Annotated in this window: 18 protein-coding genes and 1 tRNA gene; 2 read left to right on the forward strand and 17 right to left on the reverse strand. The window is 46.1% G+C overall.

Annotation, left to right across the window (positions count from 1 at the left end; genetic code table 11):
* Window position 1: 1 nt before the first annotated feature.
* The 4 genes from tpiA to ACR8BL_RS15755 form a co-directional block, all read right to left on the reverse strand.
* The gene (tpiA, locus tag ACR8BL_RS15740; RefSeq protein WP_434748510.1) at window positions 2-754 is read right to left on the reverse strand and encodes a triose-phosphate isomerase; all 753 of its coding nucleotides are present in this window, start codon (window positions 752-754) and stop codon (window positions 2-4) included.
* Window positions 755-787: 33 nt separating this feature from the next.
* Window positions 788-1,969, reverse strand: coding sequence for a phosphoglycerate kinase (locus tag ACR8BL_RS15745; protein ID WP_434748511.1), 1,182 nt, complete (start codon window positions 1,967-1,969; stop codon window positions 788-790).
* A gap of 149 nt (window positions 1,970-2,118) precedes the next feature.
* Window positions 2,119-3,126 (reverse strand): type I glyceraldehyde-3-phosphate dehydrogenase, encoded by a 1,008-nt coding sequence (gene gap, locus ACR8BL_RS15750; RefSeq protein ID WP_062837744.1) that lies wholly within the window; start codon window positions 3,124-3,126, stop codon window positions 2,119-2,121.
* A 126-nt stretch (window positions 3,127-3,252) separates the two neighbouring features.
* On the reverse strand, window positions 3,253-4,278 hold the full coding sequence (locus ACR8BL_RS15755) for a sugar-binding transcriptional regulator (protein ID WP_434748512.1): 1,026 nt from the start codon (window positions 4,276-4,278) through the stop codon (window positions 3,253-3,255).
* A 497-nt stretch (window positions 4,279-4,775) separates the two neighbouring features.
* Here ACR8BL_RS15755 and ACR8BL_RS15760 point away from each other — a divergent pair.
* Together ACR8BL_RS15760 and clpP are read left to right on the forward strand one after the other, a co-directional pair.
* Window positions 4,776-4,850: transfer RNA gene (locus ACR8BL_RS15760), tRNA-Arg, on the forward strand.
* 179 nt (window positions 4,851-5,029) lie between these two features.
* A complete protein-coding gene (clpP, locus tag ACR8BL_RS15765; RefSeq protein ID WP_434748513.1) occupies window positions 5,030-5,626 on the forward strand; it encodes an ATP-dependent Clp endopeptidase proteolytic subunit ClpP in 597 nt (198 codons plus the stop codon).
* Window positions 5,627-5,858: 232 nt separating this feature from the next.
* Here clpP and ACR8BL_RS15770 read toward each other — a convergent pair whose 3' ends face one another.
* The 13 genes from ACR8BL_RS15770 to ACR8BL_RS15830 all read right to left on the reverse strand — a co-directional run bounded on the left by ACR8BL_RS15770 (window position 5,859) and on the right by ACR8BL_RS15830 (window position 21,055).
* The gene (locus ACR8BL_RS15770; RefSeq protein ID WP_434748514.1) at window positions 5,859-6,956 is read right to left on the reverse strand and encodes a stalk domain-containing protein; all 1,098 of its coding nucleotides are present in this window, start codon (window positions 6,954-6,956) and stop codon (window positions 5,859-5,861) included.
* 368 nt (window positions 6,957-7,324) lie between these two features.
* The gene (locus ACR8BL_RS15775) at window positions 7,325-8,080 is read right to left on the reverse strand and encodes an SIMPL domain-containing protein (protein WP_434748515.1); all 756 of its coding nucleotides are present in this window, start codon (window positions 8,078-8,080) and stop codon (window positions 7,325-7,327) included.
* 171 nt (window positions 8,081-8,251) lie between these two features.
* A complete protein-coding gene (locus ACR8BL_RS15780) occupies window positions 8,252-8,521 on the reverse strand; it encodes an HPr family phosphocarrier protein (RefSeq protein WP_342553700.1) in 270 nt (89 codons plus the stop codon).
* A gap of 224 nt (window positions 8,522-8,745) precedes the next feature.
* Entirely contained in the window at window positions 8,746-9,678 is a 933-nt protein-coding gene (gene whiA, locus ACR8BL_RS15785) for a DNA-binding protein WhiA (protein ID WP_434748516.1), read from the reverse strand.
* 6 nt (window positions 9,679-9,684) lie between these two features.
* On the reverse strand, window positions 9,685-10,671 hold the full coding sequence (locus tag ACR8BL_RS15790; protein ID WP_434748517.1) for a gluconeogenesis factor YvcK family protein: 987 nt from the start codon (window positions 10,669-10,671) through the stop codon (window positions 9,685-9,687).
* A gap of 13 nt (window positions 10,672-10,684) precedes the next feature.
* Window positions 10,685-11,584, reverse strand: coding sequence for an RNase adapter RapZ (gene rapZ, locus ACR8BL_RS15795; protein ID WP_434748518.1), 900 nt, complete (start codon window positions 11,582-11,584; stop codon window positions 10,685-10,687).
* A gap of 51 nt (window positions 11,585-11,635) precedes the next feature.
* A complete protein-coding gene (locus tag ACR8BL_RS15800; protein ID WP_434748519.1) occupies window positions 11,636-12,586 on the reverse strand; it encodes an ROK family glucokinase in 951 nt (316 codons plus the stop codon).
* Window positions 12,587-12,992: 406 nt separating this feature from the next.
* Entirely contained in the window at window positions 12,993-14,024 is a 1,032-nt protein-coding gene (locus ACR8BL_RS15805) for an AI-2E family transporter (protein ID WP_434753141.1), read from the reverse strand.
* Window positions 14,025-14,189: 165 nt separating this feature from the next.
* On the reverse strand, window positions 14,190-15,149 hold the full coding sequence (trxB, locus tag ACR8BL_RS15810) for a thioredoxin-disulfide reductase (protein ID WP_434748520.1): 960 nt from the start codon (window positions 15,147-15,149) through the stop codon (window positions 14,190-14,192).
* A gap of 194 nt (window positions 15,150-15,343) precedes the next feature.
* Complete coding sequence (locus ACR8BL_RS15815; RefSeq protein ID WP_434748521.1) at window positions 15,344-17,083, reverse strand: tetratricopeptide repeat protein; 1,740 nt, start codon at window positions 17,081-17,083, stop codon at window positions 15,344-15,346.
* Between the two features lie 209 nt (window positions 17,084-17,292).
* On the reverse strand, window positions 17,293-19,038 hold the full coding sequence (locus tag ACR8BL_RS15820; protein WP_434748522.1) for a hypothetical protein: 1,746 nt from the start codon (window positions 19,036-19,038) through the stop codon (window positions 17,293-17,295).
* A 135-nt stretch (window positions 19,039-19,173) separates the two neighbouring features.
* A complete protein-coding gene (locus tag ACR8BL_RS15825; protein ID WP_434748523.1) occupies window positions 19,174-20,127 on the reverse strand; it encodes a sugar phosphate isomerase/epimerase family protein in 954 nt (317 codons plus the stop codon).
* A gap of 55 nt (window positions 20,128-20,182) precedes the next feature.
* Window positions 20,183-21,055 (reverse strand): carbohydrate ABC transporter permease, encoded by an 873-nt coding sequence (locus ACR8BL_RS15830; RefSeq protein ID WP_434748524.1) that lies wholly within the window; start codon window positions 21,053-21,055, stop codon window positions 20,183-20,185.
* Between the last annotated feature and the right edge of the window lie 65 nt (window positions 21,056-21,120).

A 21,120-nucleotide genomic window follows, 5' to 3' on the forward strand; every position in this document is an offset into this window, starting at 1 on the left:
CTTACTTCGCCCCCTCAACAAGCGCGATGAACGAAGCCGGCTGCAAGCTGGCACCGCCAACAAGTGCGCCGTCGATGTCGCTTTGTCCGAGGTATTCTGTTACGTTTTCCGGTTTAACGCTGCCGCCGTATTGAATACGAACTGCATCTGCAACCTGCTCGTTGTACAGATCCTTCACCAATGTACGGATGTAAGCAATAACTTCATTCGCATCTTGGGATGTGGAGGATTTACCTGTACCAATCGCCCAGATTGGCTCATAAGCGATAACGACTTGTGCCGCTTGCTCTGCAGACAGACCTGCAAAAGCCGCTTCTGTTTGTACTTTGCATACATCTTTTGTTTGGTTCGCTTCGCGCTCTTCAAGCGTTTCACCAAGGCAGAAGATTGGAGTCAGTCCGTGACGGAATGCTGCATGCAACTTTTTATTGACAGTCTCATCGGTTTCCGCAAAATATTGACGGCGCTCCGAGTGACCGATAATTACGTAATCCACACCCAGTTCTTTCAGCATGACACCGCTGATTTCGCCAGTGAATGCACCATTGTCTTCGAAGTGAAGATTTTGTGCACCGATTTTGATGTTAGTGCCTTTCACAGCCTCTACCAGGGATGGCAAGTTTGTAAAAGGTGCGCAGATTACTGTTTCTACGCCTGCGACTTCCGCTTTTCCTTTAACTTCCTGAATGAAGTCATTGGATTCGGAAACCGTTTTGAACATTTTCCAGTTACCCGCGATAATTGGTGTTCTCATTGGTTTCAACTCCTTCATGCTATAGCTTAAAGCTTACTTGTCGTTTAATGCAACTACACCTGGAAGCACTTTGCCTTCCATGAACTCGAGCGATGCACCGCCACCTGTGGAGATGTGATCCATTTTGTCAGCCAATTTGAACTTCTCAGCTGCTGCTGCAGAGTCGCCGCCGCCGATTACGGTGTATGCAGATGTTGTAGCACAAGCTTCTGCTACTGCACGAGTACCGTGGGAGAATGGCTCAATTTCGAATACGCCCATTGGTCCGTTCCATACAACCAGTTTGGAGTTTTTAACAACGTCAGCATAAATCTCACGTGTTTTAGGACCGATGTCGATGCCTTCCCAGTCTGCAGGAATGTCGCCAACTTCAACGATTTTGGTGTTTGCATTGGCACTAAAGTCGTCAGAGATTACGATATCCACTGGCAGGTAGAAGTTTTTACCCAATTTTTTTGCTTTTTCGATAAAGCCCAGTGCTACATCCAGTTTGGACTCATCCAGCAGGGATTGACCTACTTCGTAACCTTGAGCCTTCATGAATGTGTAGGACAGACCGCCACCGATGATTACGTTGTCTGCAATGTTCAGCAGGTTGTCGATCACATCGATTTTGTCTTTTACTTTGGAACCACCGATGATCGCTGTGAAAGGACGCTCAGGGTTGGAAATCGCTTTGCCCAACACTTCAAGCTCTTTTTCCATCAACAGACCGGATACTGCTGGCAGCAAGTGAGCGATACCTTCTGTAGAAGAATGCGCTCTGTGTGCCGCACCAAACGCATCGTTAACGAATACGTCAGCCAGTTCAGCGAATTGTTTTGCCAGTTCCGGATCATTTTTCTCTTCGCCTGCGTGGAAACGAACGTTCTCAAGCAACAACACGTCGCCATCGTTCATCGCCGCGATTTGAGCTTTAACCGCTTCTCCAACGGAATCATCCGCTTTAGTAACCGGTTTGCCCAGCAATTCAGACAAACGCTCCGCTGCTGGAGTCAAACGCATGGATTCTACAACTTCACCTTTTGGACGTCCCATATGGCTCGCCAAGATGATTTTAGCACCTTTTTCGATCAGGAAATTGATCGTAGGCAGTGTTGCACGAATACGTTTGTCATCTGTAATTTTACCATCTTCGAGCGGCACATTGAAATCTACACGCACGAATACCCGTTTTCCATTCAATTCGATATCACGTACACTTTTTTTGTTCATCTCTATTTCCTCCGCACCCATGTATTTGGTGAACCTTTCAAGAGCTGAATCCCTTGTTAGTCCTGGTGTTCATGAGAAATTTACTAAATATCCATATATAAAGAGCGGAAACAATAACAATCTGTTTCCGCTCTATGTTATTACAGATATTACTTGATCATTTTTGCAAAGTGCTCCAATGTGCGAACCAATTGAGCTGTGTAAGACATTTCGTTGTCATACCAAGCTACAGTTTTAACCAATTGTTGGTCGCCAACAGTCAGAACTTTAGTTTGAGTTGCATCAAACAGGGAACCGAAAGTGATTCCTTGGATATCGGAAGATACGATTTCGTCTTCAGTGTATCCGAAAGTTTGTGGATCGGAAGCTTCTTTCATTACTGCGTTAACTTCTTCAGCAGTAACTTTTTTGCCCAGAACAGTTACAAGCTCAGTCAGGGAACCTGTAGCTACTGGTACACGTTGAGCTGCACCATCCAATTTTCCTTGCAGTTCAGGAATTACCAGACCAATTGCTTTAGCAGCACCAGTCGTGTTAGGGATGATGTTTTCAGCTGCTGCACGGGCACGACGGAAGTCACCTTTAGGGTGTGGAGCATCCAACGTGTTTTGGTCGCCAGTGTAAGCGTGAATTGTAGTCATCAAACCTTGAACGATTCCGAATTTGTCTTGCAGTGTTTTTGCCATAGGTGCCAGGCAGTTCGTTGTGCAAGATGCGCCAGAGATTACAGTTTCAGTACCGTCAAGAATCTCATGGTTTACGTTGTAAACGATGGTTTTCATGTCGCCAGTAGCTGGTGCGGAGATAACAACTTTCTTAGCTCCACCTTTCAAGTGTTTCTCAGCTGCTTCTTTTGTTGTGAAGAAACCAGTACATTCCAGAACGATATCTACGCCCAGGTCGCCCCAAGGAAGTTCTTCCGGGTTACGGTTAGCAAGTACTTTAACTTCTTTGCCGTTCACTTTGAAGAAGCCATCGTGTACTTCAACATCGCCATCAAAGCGACCTTGAGTTGTGTCATATTTGAGCAAATGAGCCAGCATTTTAGCGTCAGTCAAGTCGTTGATTGCTACTACTTCGATGCCTGCTACATTTTGAATACGGCGGAATGCCAAGCGTCCAATACGTCCAAAACCGTTAATACCTACTTTAATCATGAGTAAGTTCCTCCCAAGTTTTGATTAATTTTTATGAAACTATATATTCAAGACAGACGGTGAAGTCCGTCAAGACAACAAGAGTTGTGTTGAAAATAAAACTGATCTCATCTCTGGTAACGATAACTATTCCATATCTGCGACAATGACCTCGGCCGCTGCCTCATCAATAATCAGAATATCCTCCTGCCCGAATCGCAGTACAGAATGAATGGCAGCTGCCTTGCTTTTGCCACCCGCAATACCGATGACAACATCGGTGCGTTCAATATCCTGAAGCCGCATACCCAGTGTAAGCATGGTATGTACCACCTCACCCTGACCATTGAAATAATACCCGAAGGACTCCGATACGGCCCCCTGCTCCTGAAGTTCGTCGATGATCTCCGGTGCAAGCTTGCGTCTCTTCGCCATCTCCACAGCATCACCAATGCCATGGATTACGATGCGTGATTGCCTGATCAGCTGTAAAATCTCCTGAACACCCGGATCCTGGATCAGCGATTCATAGGCATGGTCACTAAGCAAATCCGGTACATGCAGGAGTTTATACTGGGCCCCTGCCCGCTTTGCCATCGTGGATGCGATCGTATTCGCCTGAATTTCCAGGCTTTCTCCCAGTCCGCCGCGCGCTGGTACAAACCAGACACCCTTCAGCGAAGTGGGTGGTGTGAGTTGTTCTGCGACTCCAGCCGTTGTTGATCCGCCTGTAACGGCGACAACGTCGTTATCACTCATGATGCTGCCGAGAGCCTTCGCTCCGGCTCTTCCAAGTTCCCGCTTGGCATATGGAGATACGTCCGAATCGCCGGGAACTACAACTACCTTCTGCAGACCGTAGGCTTGCTTGATTCGTTCTTCCAGCTCGGATAATCCAAACAGCTCTTTCGCGACAGGTTCTAACTGCTGCAGCAGATTGTACCCTGCCTCACTGATCTTCATACCAGCACTGTCAATTTCGATAAGTCCCTGAGCCTTTAACAGATCAGTCTCAGCTCTCAGAACCCGCTCGGTCATCTGCATGGAATTAGCTAACGTTCTCCGCCCAATCACATCCGATAACATGATCTGGTGAAGAATCGTATACCGCTTTTTCAAGACATCCATGAGATCGGGCAGAAGCTGCTTTTGCACTTCTAAAATCGTTCGCATGCTTTCCACTCCCGCAAGCTTCTTGTTCCAAGCTTCAATCATGGCCTCAAAATGTCCCGGGTTAACTTTTTAAGTCCCACATTCATTCTACCTAAAACTGACGCGATATGCAAGTGTTTCGATTGCCTATGTCGATACGTTAGCAGGCATCTATACGCGCCTGTTTTCACAACCTCTACACGTTAAGATAAGAAGCAACGGATCTCACACCATATATAGAAGAGATACATAAATAGTATCTATATGTTGCTTTGTTTCATTTTCATATGGCATGTCCAAAACCTCTTATAGCATGTACCGAAATACAAGCTTTATCCCTTCTTCTTTATAATGATCATTTCGGAACCATTCCAAACCACCTGTGAAACAACTCAAATCATGCAGATCGGAAGAACCAATGCGTTCACTCTAACGTGACTCGTACGATCTCTAACCAAAGCAACTGCTTGCAATTCAATAGTTCATAAGCTATAATCATTATTGCTGTCACATGATGTGCGCCCGTGGTCCAATGGATATGACGTAGGCCTCCGAAGCCTGAGATCCAAGTTCGATTCTTGGCGGGCGCGCCACTTATTTTTAACAGCTCATAATGCATTTAACCAACGAAACCGAAAAGGTTTCTTTTTTTTCAAAGTTAGTTTGACTTTCTTTGACTTTTTGTTTGAGATTGTTTATTATGTGGTTAATACGGTAACAGTTTAAATATAAACACCCATTTAACATTTACATTTCCGAGGAGGTTTTTCACGTGAGTTATATTCCAATGGTCGTTGAACAGAGCAACCGGGGTGAGCGCGCTTATGATATTTATTCCAGATTGCTGAAGGATCGTATCATTTTTCTTGGTAGCGACGTGAATGACGTTGTGGCGAATGCCATCATGGCACAGATGTTGTTCTTGGCAGCCGAAGATCCGGAGAAAGACATTCACTTATACATCAACAGCCCAGGCGGATCTATCACAGCGGGTATGGCGATCTACGATACAATGCAATTCATCAAACCGGATGTATCTACCATCTGTGTAGGTATGGCGGCTTCTATGGGTGCATTCCTGCTGAATGCTGGTGCAAAAGGTAAACGTTTTGCGTTGCCTAACAGTGAAATCATGATTCACCAACCACTTGGTGGTGCACAAGGTCAAGCATCGGACATCGAAATCCGCGCACGTCGCATTTTGAAAATGCGTGACACGCTGAACCGCATCATCTCCGAGCGCACAGGTCAACCCCTGGAGCGTATTGAGAAAGATACAGATCGTGACTACTTCATGAGTGCTGCTGAAGCAGCCGATTACGGTATCATCGATAAAGTAATCCAAAACGTAGGCGCTCAAGGCATCTAAACTGCTGCCTGGTGGCTAGCGGAATCATCGCAGGGCGGGCTTCACCGATATATAGGTGAGCCCGCCTTGTGTTATTTTCAAGCAAACAGGCAAGTTCACACCCGTCAGTGGGGTGTGTTGCCTGCATAACAAGAAGTCCCCGTCATCTTACTTTGACGGGGACTTCTTGTTTATTATTTTTTCACGAGAAGAATGATATAAGTGCTCTTGATTTAATTTAACCCAGACGAACTTACTTGTCAGAAGTTACGTTGCTAAACGGCGCTGTGCCCTTAGGCAGAATTTCCTTATACGTGAATTTGATTTCAGGGAAACCTTCGGCATACGCTGTGTACTCATACAACTGGAAGAATACAACTGCACCTGTTGGCGTCACGTAGAAATCCTGGTCTTTATTCAGACCTTTGTAACCGCTCAGGTATCCCGTGTTCGCTTTCAATTGCTCGCCAACCTTTTTGCTGATCGTTTCACGCATCGACTTGCTGTTTGCAATTACATCATCCAGTGTAAGCTCTTTGCCTGTGTCGAGAGCAAACGTATGACCGGAGCGAGAAGTCATGCCATGTGCTCCAGCATAGTCCTCATAACGTTGAGTGATCAGACCCAGTACGCCGTTCTCATTGTAAGTCACCACATACGAAGCTTCGAACGCATACGGGCGTTTTGCAGTTGCTCCACCGAATTCAGACGTTTGTTTTTTGAAAGCAGCAACAGCGGTGTCTACTTCATCTTTGAGCACTTTGTTAATCGCCGCTTCGGCCTCTTTGCTCGCCAGTCCGCTCACTTGCGGATATTGCACATCCACCTCAGCATTTTTAACAGTTACATTGGCTTTTGTCGATTTCACCTGCACATTATTTTGTTTCACTTTGCTCAGGGTTAGCGTTTTTGTTTTGGCATCCCAGCTACCTTGCACACCCAAATAGTCTCTCATTGCAGAGAACGGAATGTACAATCGCCCCTGAATCAATTTGGCTTCCACCTGAGGGTAATAACCGTTAATGTAGACGTTTGGCTGTCCATCCGTCAGGCTGATGGTCATTGCATTGCTCGCTGCTGTTACCGTATATGACTTGGTTTTAGCATCATATTTCAGTGTACCGCCTGCTACATCTTTGACCGCTGTCAGCGACACCCAAGTCGACCCACCTTGGAGCAAACCTTTTTGCGTCATCGTTTTACCGCCTGATTTCAGCGTCACCTCAGCGGGTGTAGTCACTTTGGAAGTTACGGAAGCGGCTTGAACCGATTGATCCACCCAAGCTGTGCTGCCTCCCATAATTACACCTGCTGCCAATAATGCACTCGTCCACTTTTTCCATGTTTTCATATATAAAACTCCTCTCTACTATTCCATCAGGTTTATTGCGTATGTAAATTGAATTAGATTGCATTGGCCATACGCTTACCTCTTTATTATAATTAACCCGTTTTCGGAAAGGTTTACAGCTCCAGTTACAATGTTGATGAAAATCGTACGATAAAAACTGTAGAAAATGAACGTTTTGTCAAGAAAAATGCTACAAAAACGACATGATTCCGTCTCCTTTTCAATAAGTAACACTGAAATTTTATAGCCCTCACTTCCTCAAAGCCAGCATGTGCAACAAAAAAACACTGCCTGAACGACAGTGTTTTTTGTCATTATTTTAAATTCTTGATATTTAATCATTTTAGGTCTCTACCAAGCAGAATCTCTTATTTCATCTCATACGTGATATTGAGAACAGTACTGACTTTAACCTGACCCGCTTCAATCTGTGTACCTGCATTCGAATCACTTGTTGCTTTCGCCATTAGAGCTTCATTCGCATAGAACACAGGAACATTAGCATCTGGTTGACTCACCGAAAGAACAGTTCCAAGCTGGCGCTTAACTGCTTTGGCAATTGCTCCGGCTTTTACATCAGCATTAGCTACTGCCTTAGCAATAACCTCGGATTCGTATTTCTCCGGATTCTCTACTGTGAAACGTACATTTTCGATATTGTTGGCACCTGCCTGGGATGCTGCATCCAGCAATTCACCAATCTTGTTCATATCGCGGTATGTCACCGTCAATGTATGATGTGCTGTATACCCTTTAATTTTCTCTCCATCTTTTTCACTATACGTGTAGTTTGGTTGCACATAGAATTGACTGGTTTGGATATCGTCTGCACTGATCTTCCATGTGTTTTTCAGCAAATTGGTGACTTTTTGAATTTTCGCCGCATTGGCCTTTTGAGCGGATGCTGCGGTTTCGGCTGTACTGTTCACACCAATAGATAGATAGGCGATATCCGGTTTCACCTGAATCTCACCTTTACCAACGACATTAATTACATTTTGCTGTACTCCCTGAACCTCTGCGGCATAAGCATAGTTTCCTGGCGTAACCCAAGCTGTACCTCCAACGAGCAAAGAACTCGCCACCAACACTGCACCAATCGGTTTCATCCATTGTTTACGCATTACGAATAACCTCCTCATATGTTAACTTCTCAAACTTGAAGCGATTTGATACCTTAACAGACGGGACAAATTCCATAATGTTGCACTTGACGGCTCCGAATATATAAAATTTATACGAAACGCAAAAAAGCCCCTTGCGGGACTTCTTTAATCATTAATGCGGATTCACTTTTATTGATTCTCAAGCTCTTCCTTGCTCACCAGACTAACTAAAGCGTTTACAGCCTGATCGGCATCCGCGCCTTCTGCACTGATCTGGATTTCCGTACCGGTGCTAATTGCAAGGCTCATGATTCCCATGATACTTTTAGCGTTTACTTTTTTATCGTCCTTCTCGACGAACACTTCAGATGAGTACTTATTCGCTTCTTGAACGAACAGTGCTGCAGGTCTGGCATGGAGACCCGTTTTCAAACGGACAACTACCGGGTGCTTTGTCATAGAAACTTACCCCCTATTATGAAATCTGGACATTAAATACACAATTATATTTATACAACATTATACCATTAACCCGTGCTGGACACTAGAAGAAAAAACATAGCCTGCTTCTACGAGTAGAAAACGAACGCCAAAGCTCCCTCTTCTTCTGCCCTGAACCATCCAGGCTACCCTGATTAAGTAGCCTAAATCCACAACTTAGACCCTTCATTCGAACGATTAACCTAACGTTCCGCACGCACTTTCTCAGCCAGCTCATCAATTTTCCGAAGGCGATGGTTTACGCCTGATTTGCTCACTGTGCCTTTCAGCAACTCGCCAACTTCCTTTAGATTGATATCTGGATGAGCAAGCCTTACCTCGGCCACCTCACGCAGCTTATCCGGAAGAGACTCCAGGCCTACTTCCCTTTGCAGCAGACGGATATTGTCGATTTGTCTGACCGCGGCCCCAATCGTTTTGTTCAGATTAGCTGTCTCACAATTGACGATCCGATTGACGGAGTTACGCATATCCCGCATAATTCGTACGTCTTCGAACTTAAACAGGGCCTGGTGAGCACCAATGATACTAAGCAGCTCAATGATTTTCTCACCTTCCTTAATGTATAGGATGAATCCTTTTTTCCTTTCTATACACCGGGCATTGAGATGAAATTCATTCGCTAGGTCTACCAGTGCCTGACAATGCTCCTCATACATGGACGCAATCTCCAGATGATATGAGGAACCCTCCGGATTATTAACCGATCCTCCCGCCAAGAACGCACCGCGAAGATATGCTCGCTTACAGCAGTTCTTCTCCAGTAGCTCTGCATTAATGCCAGGAGTAAACAAAAATCCTTCGGAGACGATGTGTAACTCCTTTAGGATCTCCTGAACCATAGACGGAACACGAACAATGTACACATTGTTCTTTTTCAGCCGCATTTTTTTGCGAACCAACAATTCCGTATGCACTTGAAAATGTTTTTTAAGCAGAGAGTATGCCCTTCTTGCAATGGCAGCATTCTCTGTCGAAATATCCAAGATGACTTTTTTATTCGATAACTGCACCGAACCCAGCATACGGATGAGGGCTGAAAGTTCCGCCTGTTCGCAGCACGCTTCACTTTCAATCATCGTTAATTCTTTTTTGGTCTGTGCTGCAAATGACATGGGACTTCACCTCTTCCGTAACATCCAATTTTGAACCAGCTGATAAATATGATGACTGAGCTTGTCGGCATCATGGCGCAGGTAGGTTTTGAACAAAACAAGGGTATCTGCGACAACCTGATAACCTGAGCTTTTCAGCACATTCATATCGAGCACAACTGGCTTTGCTCCTTTTTCCGCATATTTATTCTGCACTTGCAACGGAATATCACCATTATTAACAATCACGTAGTCAAAGAGCTGATGACCGATATGCTCGTGAACCGCTTTAAGATGATCACTCACCGTATAATTATCGGTTTCACCTGGCTGTGTCATAACGTTACAGATAAACATCTTCACTGCTTCCGTTTCGACAACAGCTTCTGCCAGTTTGGGTACAAGCAGATTAGGAAGGATACTGGTATATAGACTGCCTGGACCAATCAGAATCGCATCCGCCTGGCGTATCGCTTCTACAGCTTCTGGCAACGGCTCCACGTGATCCGGTTCAAGGAAAACACGTTTAATGCGCCCACCTGCCTCAGGGATTTTGGACTCGCCTGTTATAATCGACCCATCCTCCATCTCGGCATGTAACACAACAGCCTGACCCGCTGCCGGAAGCACCTGACCTCTAACGGCAAACACGCGGCTAAGTTCCCGCACAGCAGTCACAAAGTCGCCTGATATATCCGTCATCGCAGCCAATATCAGATTGCCCAGGCTGTGGCCTGCAAGCCCCGCCCCTGTATTGAAACGATATTTTAACATGTCTGAAAGCAGTGGTTCCACATCCGCCAGCGCGGTAAGTACGTTACGAATGTCGCCGGGAGGCGGCATTTGCAACTCACTACGCAGGATGCCTGAACTCCCACCGTCATCGGCAACCGTAACGATGGCCGTGATATCCATCGGCTTTTCTTTTAAACCACGCAACATCACGGATAATCCGGTTCCACCGCCCATTACAACGATTCTCGGACGTTCTCTCCGTGGTCCGGCCTCTTTCATCCCTTCACCCTCTTCAATGACGATCCCGGTCAGCGTCGCGATGGCTTACGGTAACGGCTTCAGTCTCACTGCTTCCCAGCATTTTGCCCAAATATTCCGATATTGCTACCGAACGATGCTTGCCCCCGGTACAGCCGATTCCAATGATAACCTGGCTTTTGCCTTCCTTCCGGTATTGCGGAATCAGAAAATGCAGCATATCCAGCAGTTTGGTCAGAAACGCTTGCGTTTCCGGCCATTTCATTACATATTCGTACACTTCACTATTTTGTCCTGTATTCGGCCGCAAATGATCAATATAATGCGGATTCGGTAAAAAACGAACATCGAATACGAGATCCGCATCAATCGGAATACCGTATTTGAATCCGAAAGACGTTATATTCACCGACAACATCTGGGTCTCCAAGTGGGAGAACCTTGAGATGATGCGCTCTTTCAATTGAGCCGGCTTCATCGTACTGGTATTCAGCACCTGCGTTGCTGAATTTTTGAGTTCTTCCAGCATCTTGCGCTCCAGCTTAATGCCATCGAGCGGCATCCCTTCCGGAGCCAGCGGATGTCTGCGTCTACTCTCTTTGTAACGCTGTACCAGCACAGAATCTGTCGCATCCAGAAATAAAATTTCGCAATGAATGGTAAAATGATCCTTAATATAATTCAAAGACTCGGACAATGCCGTAAAAAATTCACGTCCTCGCAGATCGATGACCAGCGCTACCTTGCCGATCTTACCATTGGACTGTTCGATCAACTCTGCGAATTTGGGAATTAAAACAGGTGGTAAATTGTCTACACAGAAAAAACCCAGATCCTCCAGGCTCTGCACAGCTATCGTTTTACCCGCTCCGGACATGCCCGTAATGATAATGAGCGTGGCGCCTGTGCCTGGTGATCCCTCACCGTCAAGCATAAATGTCCCCTCCTTATCATATTGCTGTCGGATTATCGTGTTACGAGGTTACTACGAACGCAAGAGGAGACCTGCTGCACCTACAATACCTGCATCATTACCCAGCGTAGCTTCTAGAATCTGGACGCCCTGCTGCAGCGGTTCCGGAGTCAATTGAGCGAATACGGTGCGAATTTCATCAAACAGGAAGTCACCTGCCTTGGATACACCACCGCCAACAATGAACAACTCCGGATTCAACACAGCTGCTACGGTTGCCATGGATTTGCCCAAATAGTACGCTGCGCGATTTACAATCCGCAGTGCAACTTCATCGCCTGCTTTGGCCGCATCAAATACTTCCTTGGCAGCAATTTTGTCTACCAGTGCAAGTGACGTATGGTCCCCACGCTCAACGGCATCCTTCGCCATACGTATGATACCTGTTGCAGATGATACTGTCTCTACACATCCCATTTTACCACATCCGCACTTGATCGCTTCCAGATCAGGTACCACACTGATGTGACCCAGCTCCCCTGCCATACCTGAAAAACCTTGATAAATTCTACCATTCAGGATGAGACCACCGCCAACACCTGTACCGAGTGTGAAGCATATACAATTGTCTACACCCTTGCCGGCTCCAGCCCAAGCTTCACCGAGTGCAGCAACGTTTGCATCATTATCTATTTTAACAGGCTTGCCCAGACGTTCTTCAAGAACCGAACGAATGGCTACATTCCGAAATCCAATGTTAGGAGCATGAACAATAATACCTTCGCGTACATTGGTGAACCCGGCAACTCCTGCACCGACACCTTCAAGCTGTTCCCAGCTGTATGGCGATTCGGCAACAATATGACGGACATACTTCTCGATGTTGGCGATAACGGTGTCAACGCCCTGATCTACTTCCGTCGGCCCTTCATACGTATGCATAAGCTGACCTTGATCATCACATATACCGACCTTGATTGCTGTTCCGCCGAGATCGACCCCAACGTAGATTTTCTCAGACATGCTGCAAGCCACCTTTATCTATCTATAATAGTTTAAGTCCTACGTACCAACTATAATTGAAGGATACGCCGGGGTCAAGACGAGAAGACCTCACGCACACCATGCTTTGGCAGGGTTGTGAACGACATCACACACCATTTTGAATACGTATACATCCTCCTTATAATCTATTGAAACACTACGTTTCCTCCTTCCCTATTAGAAAGGGAAGCCTCAACTCATGATATTTCATCAGCACTCGTTCCATTCATACAAAATGACAATGGTCATCTGAACTTCATGACAATGTTTACTAATCACTCACGATACCCCTCACCTCAGGTGAGGGTATAGCAAAAAAACGCCTTCCAGCGAAGCACTGGAGACGTCTTTTCAATTTCCACCCATTCACTCAGCCAGACACTAACTAAAGCTTCGACTCTACGCGTACAGGCTCATCGGTCTTCTCCATCTTATTAACATCCAGAATATCCAGCATGAAAACAAAGATTGGAATACCAATGATCAAGCCCCAGATTCCGAGAAAATGTTGCGACAGAATCAGCACGATAAAGGTGTAGAACATCGGCAATTTGGTCTTGTGTGCCATCAGTTTTGGATTCAGGAAATAGGTTTCCAACGCATGAATTACAATGATCAAAATAATCACGATGATACTCATCTGCATTCCGCCCATTTGATACCCGATCAGACAGAGCGGCACAAGGGAGATCATAACCCCCGCTACAGGCACCAGACTGAGCAGGAAGACCATAATCGTTAATGCGAACAGATAAGGGTATCCTAAGATCCACAATCCGAGCATCGTCAGCACCGTATTAAATACGGCAATTAACAACTGCGCTTCAATTACTTTACCAAAAGAAGATACAAATTTGTCGCCCAGGTATGCCACTTCATTATAGAACCAACCGATTTTACTTGTTTTAAATTTGGACGTGAATTTATAAATTTCTTTTTTCTGCAACAGGAAGAACAGACTCAAAATAATAACGAGCAGGATGAATTCCAGCCATTTACTAAAGGCAAAAATGTATTTCAGCGCTTCGTTCGTATAATTTTTAATGTCAAAAGACTGCAGGTATCCTGCGATCTTAGAGGCAAAATTATCGCCATCGGCTGTGTCGAGAAATTTCATGATTTCATTCGTCAACTGTACAACCTGATCCACAATCCGTGGTGAATACCTGGATATACCGAGCACAATTCCGGCAATCACAATGATATACAGTAGAATGACCACGACTTTATAGTCGACTGGAAAAAAGCGATTTAAACCTTTGGTAATGAGATGCTGCAGCCTGTTCATGACGTAGGTCACCAGGAACAACAGCAAAATCATGTGAAGCATACTTCCCATACTGAACAAAATTAAACAGAACAACAGCAAGATCAAGAAACGCCTAACTGTTGCATTATGCAACCAATCCTTTATCATTTCCCCCAACTTCTTCACCTCACAGCTAATATACCCCTTATGTATACGAAATCATGCCCACCATAGTTTCAAAAAAAGAGAAGCCCTCCGGCTTCTCTCAGTTTACGAGACTTCCCGTTGTCTCTTATAACCAATTTATTTCAATCCAGAGAGCTGTCATGTTTGTTACTTATCCAGCGTTTCGCTCCAATCGTGCACGATGCTTCCCTCCAGGAACTTTTCACAATCCATCGCTGCCATACATCCCGATCCTGCCGCTGTGATCGCCTGACGATATTTTGTATCCTGGACATCTCCACAAGCAAACACACCCGGAATATTCGTCTCTGTTGTACCCGGCTTAACTACAACATAACCATGCTCATCCAGCGTAATTGCATTGCCAAGGAATCCGGTGTTCGGTGTGTGCCCGATGGCAACGAATACCCCGTCTGCTTCAAGCAGTTCTTCCTGACCGGTTTCATTGTTGCGCACCTTCAACCCTTTGACACCCATTGCTTCAGGTACAACCTCAAGCGGAGTTCGATTCAAGGCCCATTTCACTTTCTCGTTGCTGCGAGCACGATCCTGCATAATCTTAGATGCACGAAGCTCATCCCGGCGGTGAACCAGCGTAACGTCTGTGGCAAAACGAGTCAAAAAGCTTGCTTCCTCCATGGCGGAGTCGCCGCCACCCACCACAACGATTTTTTTACCACGGAAGAAAAATCCGTCACATGTCGCACATGTGCTTACTCCCCGCCCTACATTCTCCTGCTCTCCCGGAATGCCGAGATAACGAGCCGAAGCGCCTGTGGAGATAATGATGGAATCTGCTTCCAACTCACCAATACCACCCACACTCACTTTGAAAGGCTGCTTGCTGAAATCAACCTCTTCCACCCAGCCATTCTTGAATTCAGCACCAAAACGCTCCGCTTGCTTTCGCATGTTGTCCATCAGTTCCGGACCCATGATTCCTTGCGGAAAACCCGGGAAGTTCTCAACTTCTGTAGTCGTTGTCAATTGCCCGCCTGGCTGTAGACCTTCAATCACCAGCGGATTCAGATTTGCACGAGCCAGATATATCGCTGCTGTCAGACCCGCAGGTCCGGTTCCGATCACAATCGTTCTGTATTTAGACATATTAGATACAGCCTCCTTCATCAGGTTGAGATGTGTAATGGTCGCGAATAACTTGCCAAGATGATATCCTACAGGCATTTTGAGACCTATTCGTTAAGTTTACCCGTTTTTACGGTTAATGTATCCTTCTCCTCAAGACGAGCATGCTTGCAAACTTGGTTACAACGTTTTACAAGGCTTGGATGTGAGTGGAATTAACCATTTGGCGGAGTTGCGCTGCAGATTTGATTGAGCTGTCTTGCATATTTGCTGACAGTAGATGCAGATATGCCATAACGTTCAGCAATGCTTTGATACGTCACTGGCCGGCTGCGGTTTTTCGAAGCCAGATACTCCAGTCCAGCAGCCCATCCTTCAATCTGTTTGGAACCAGAAAGATCCGGGCGTACCCTGGAGACGTAATCCATCCAGATTCGTTCCATCTCCTGCTGCAGTTCAGTTCTCGCCTCAGACATTTGCAGAGCCCGTTCAACTACAGCCTGCCAATGGGGCACCTTTCCTGTTTCCAACTTCTCCGTGATCTCCGTTTTGCCATTCTTATGAATGGATTTCAGAGCCTCCGAAGTAAAGGGGCGGGATACTTTAGATTCAGGTTCAAGGCGCTCAGCCATCTGAAGATCATGTAAAATATCCTGTGCCGCCTTGACTAAAGCAGGTTCTTCGCCAGGTTCATCCATAAAAAGTTGCAGCGCCTGCTGTACTTCGTAATCACCAATCATGCCAAGCGCATGAATAACTTGCAGCTTGGTTGCCTGATCACCATGTCGCAGCGCCCAGAAGAAAGACGAACGAATCAATGGATCATTTTTCATCTCTTCCGGAATGCCGTTGCCATAATCCTCCCATTGCTGGAACTGCTCATCAAAAGGAAGGTGGTAATGGTAGCTTAACTTGTTCGGCTCCTGTAGCCCTTGAAGTACCGCTTCGAGGCCTTCCAGGTAATAACGAGACACCTCTGAACCAGGATCAAGTTTGTTCACATGATGCCACAGCCGCTTCGCAATGTCATAGCGTTCCGTGTTGTATGCCGCCACTGCTGCGTAATGCGCAAGGGCTGGATCAGCAGCTGTCTCCTCTACCTTGAGCAACCGGCGGAAATGAAGATAGGCTGCATCATGCTGGCCTAGAATTCCCATCGTCGTAGCCAGCTTGTACACCTGTTCGTGCTGGTATGGCACGATCACACGCAGTTTTTGGATCAATAGCAGCACTTGGTCCGTCCGATTCTCATTCTGATAGAAGATCGCCAGATTACAGAGTGCGTGCAGATTGCCCGGTTCCTGTTCCAACACTTCAGCGATGGTCTCTTTTGCTTTGGAGAACAGTCCCATATAATAATACGCAAGAGCCAGATTGTTACGGGCAGCCAGATAATCCGGATAATCGGGTGACATGTCCTCAAGCAGCTCTGCAGCTTGGGCGAACTTGCCCTCTTCCAGCAATTCACGCGCCTGATCATGCTCCACAACACCTTTGCGTGACTTGATTCGATTTAATTTGGCAGGTCGATCCAGCTCATAATACAAAAGCTCCATCATTTCTTCTGCTTCCGTCATGAACTGACCCTGCGTGTCTTCCTCCAAATAGGTAACCAGTGCACGCTCGGCTTCCTCAAATTGATCCATGTTGGCATAATTGTTAGCCATGTAGAAATAACATTCCGTCATCGATGGGTCGACCACTTCCAACACATTCGCCAGAATGGCGTTGGAGGTTTCGTAGTCCCCTTTTTCAGATAATATACCCGCCATATTACAATGATTCACCGGATTTTCCGGCTCGTATTCAACAGCTTTACGAAAATATTTCAATGCCTTGTCGACATGATTACGGTCCAGCGAGCGGACAGCTCTTTCAAAAAAGAAAGAAGCATCCAAGTGAATCGGTATAATATTGGCAAGGTGACCCTCGGTCCGCACTAGCTTGCCCTTCATCTTCCAAGGCACCTCCTCTTTGCTTTCATTCATACTCTTCAGTATACCACATCTTTAGGCCCTCTTCGCTATATGTAGTTTCATGTCGTTTATGAAAAAAATACAAAAAATAAAGACGATACTTCATCCCGGTTTGAATGAAGTACCATCTTTATTTCAGGTTTTTGGTCAGTCCATTACTTGTACTTAGAGAAATGGAGTTTAACCGTTTATTTCGTCAGTGACGGTGAAAGCATTATATCTAGCGTTTTATCAAAGGGAGTCATGAAATTAACCAGTACAATCTTGCAATTCTCGGGCGTCTTAGCTTCACGAACATTTGCCGCCAGATGTCCCATCTCGCCCCCATTAATTTCAAGCCAGTCTTCCCCGCAGCTGTAACGCAACTTGCCGCTTTTCCACAGAATGCTTCCATCACTGGTTTCTATACCATCCTCACAGCTAAGCTCTCCTTCACTTCCAAATACAAAGGATAACTGCATCATGATATCCTGTGGTTCCTCTCCGGTCAGATGCATCGTCCATCCGTTCGCGGTCTGCAGTACTTCCGCACCAACACGGAACGTCTGCTCATGTGTGAGTGCCCGGCTCTGATGCGGCAGCAAATACCACGGGCTGATCGATGAAGAAGCTGATGCTGGTAGATCAGCCGAAGGAACAGGACCGTAATACCCCTTCTTCTGTTCCCCGGTCAGGTGATACCCCTGAGGGAGACGAGTCATACTTTGCATCGGTACATATCCAGGGTTGAAATATGAAGCCAATTGAACTCCCAGCAGGCGTACCTTGCCGTGACGAAGTGCAAAAATTGACGGCACCTCCGTCATGACGGTTACGCTAGTCTCTCCAGCACGAATTCGGGCAACAGGGGCACCAAAATCCGTGTGCATACGGCTATGCGAGATTCGTCCATAATGACCTACGTTCTCCATCTGGCTCACGTAACTTTCCCGTACAAAATGCTCATTCAGCATAACTTCATAGTGATCCGGAATTGCATCCGTTGTTCCGCTAGTCTGCTGAAGCTCAGGCTCAAGTAACAATCGTACGAGAGCATTCACCGAGCACACGCCTGGATCTGTCAAATCGCTCGCTGCCCATGCCGCCATACCTGCAAAGAGCGGATCTGTATCCAGTTTGGCCATCATTGCGTAAGGCAGATAGTAGGAAGACAAGCCATGTATACTGCCCAGATCCTGGCGACCTGAATAATCGGTGACAATTTCACCTGTAGGGTGTACCAGATATACCATCATCCGAAGGTTCAGACGTACTGGCTCCAACAATTCAGGGCGGTTTAACAAACGGGCTGCATGAATCAGCATAATATCACTCACCGCATTGTAGATCCCGTTGCTGCGTTCGGTCCACTCTCCATCCGGGGTAATATCAATGCCTTCCGCCAGCCATTGCTCCGCGCGTTGTACTGCTTCCTCTATTCCGAAAATTTCATGTAGAAAACCAAGTGCGGCACATAAAACCCAACGATGATTTGGTGTATGACAGCCTCCTGTTAACATCACTGGGATCGTCCGTTCCAGAAACAACCGCATATTATCCAGTACAGGCTTCAGTGGAGCCCAATCCTGTTGATTCAAGAGTTGATATAACTGCGAATACCCTACAACAACAAACGCAGTGTCTGGCGGGGAATGATAGTTGGTCCAGCCGGGTGATATCGATCCGTCACTGTGCTGGTGACACAGCACAAATTCACTAGCAAGTCGCAATCTTTCCAGCAAGTCCTCGTCTCGATAATACTTGGAGTCCTGATTAGAAATTGCTGCTCCCCAGAAACACATATCCGTCGGTGTTCCCGTCGTATGATTAACCCAAGCCACACCTGAAAAAGGATCCATTGTTCCACCATAGTAACGACTTTCCGGGTCAAGTATCTGCCGCTCTATGCCTCGTTCCGTGGCTCTGTCGTTGCTTTCTACCAATTGTCTATACATCTACAGTCCCCCTTCAATCCATCCATTTAATGCCTTCAATCCATACAAATAGAGTCCTAATCAAAAGATAAAGATAAGATCAGCAGGCTATGCGCTCTTGCAGCCCAAGCCAACCGATCTTATCACTCTACCTATTTATGCTTCTACACTCGCAAGTTTCTGCATGAGCAGATCATGACTTTCATGAATCGCTTCCGGTTCACACGCTGACTTCAGTTCATATACCTTCACCTGTGCTTTACGGATCATGGGAAGATACGCATCATAGAAGTGCATATCCTTACTGTGAACGTACGGGCACCAATGATCGGAGAGCCCTAGCGTTTCATGGATATGAACGCCAACGATATCATCCATCAATCCCTGCATCTCGCCTACACTATCATATAGTCCCAATCGATCCATCATAATCGCATGACCCGTATCGTACCAAATTCCGACCGGGGCACCCTTGAGAGCCTGGATGATCGTTTTCGCTTCAGCAAGCGTGGGAATCTGTTGTGGTCTTGAGCGGGTTTCGATCCCAAAACGGACATTCAGTCCTTTGGACACCACCCGGTTGCAAACCTCATCCAGACTGATGATAATTTTCTCAATATAGCCTGCACTCAGAGCTTCGCGCCGTTCCATTAACTCTGCCCATTTGCTGCGATATTGCGGCGAATCCGTCCCTTCCTCACGGTACAACTTCTCCAGATCCTTGCTGATGTCATGCGGGAAAGGCACTTCACCTGGGTGAACAACAACAGCTTCCCCTCCATAACGATGCGCATATTCAGCTGATCCGACAAGCAGATCAATGGCCCGTTTTCGCTTGACTTCATCCTCAAAACCGAGCAGCACAGAATCCGTCCCGTAATCAGGATCAGGATCATGAGGGAATGTGTTGTGCACACTGGATACCCCAATCTCTCCCCGCTCGATCATCGGCTCAATTGTAGTGAGCATTTCCTTCGTCACATTATAGTTAAGCTCCACCCGGCGAAAGCCGAGTCCTGCAATTTCCCGAATCATGTCTTCTCCTACAGGATGTCTCCTGATATTCCAGCATGTCGAGAATGAGTATTCTCCCTTGTCAATTCCCTGCATAATACATTCCTTCTCCTTCCCCGATTGTGATGTTTGCGTGTATGGGGACTACGAATTAACCTTTAACTGCTCCTTGCATTGCGCCACTAACAAAATACTTTTGCAACCAAGGATATACAAGCAGGATCGGTACTGTTGCAAAGACAACCGTAGCAGCCTTGAGACTTTCTGGTGTTAATCTTGTACGGTTTGCACCCTCCATCAATGTAAGCTCACTTACCATGTTGTTCTGTACCATCTGATAAAGCTTCAGTTGCAGTGGATATAATTTCGGATCGTTAATGTACATCAGTGAATCCTGGAAGCCATTCCAGCGTCCGACCGCATAGAACAGAGATAGCGTAGCAATTACGGGCAAAGACAGTGGCAAAATAATTTTAAAGAGTGTGTGGACATGAGAGCTTCCATCAATCTCGGCAGACTCTTCCAGACTATCCGGTATCCCGCGGAAGAAGGAAATCAAGATAATCAAGTTAAATGGACTCACCAGCCCTGGTAGGATCAACGCCCATACCGAGTTTATCAAATGAAGATCACGAATCAACAAATACTCAGGAATAATACCGCCACTGAAGAACATCGTGATGATAATGATGTACATAAACAGCTTACGGCCTTTTAATTTCTTCTTCGTTAGCGGGTATGCTGCAGCAATCGTAAACAGCATGCAACATAAAGTCGTTATAATCGTAAGGATCGTTGTAAATCCTAGGGAATAAATCATGGAACTATCTGAAAATACTTGACCGTATGCATCCCAGGTGAACTCTTTCGGGAAGATCGTTACTTCACCTGATGTAATGGCCCGGTTCGAACTCATGGATATGGCAATGGTGTGTAGAAACGGAGCAAGACAGAATATGACAAACAAAGTAATGAAGGTGACATTTACAATATCGAAAATACGGTTCGAGGTGCGGTCACTCATCTGCACACAACTCCTTTACTAATGGTGGTCTATATATACAACAAGCCGAAGGGCATACATCTGAT

The organism is Paenibacillus amylolyticus (genome assembly GCF_051136285.1).
In the GTDB taxonomy this organism is placed as follows: domain Bacteria; phylum Bacillota; class Bacilli; order Paenibacillales; family Paenibacillaceae; genus Paenibacillus; species Paenibacillus amylolyticus_F.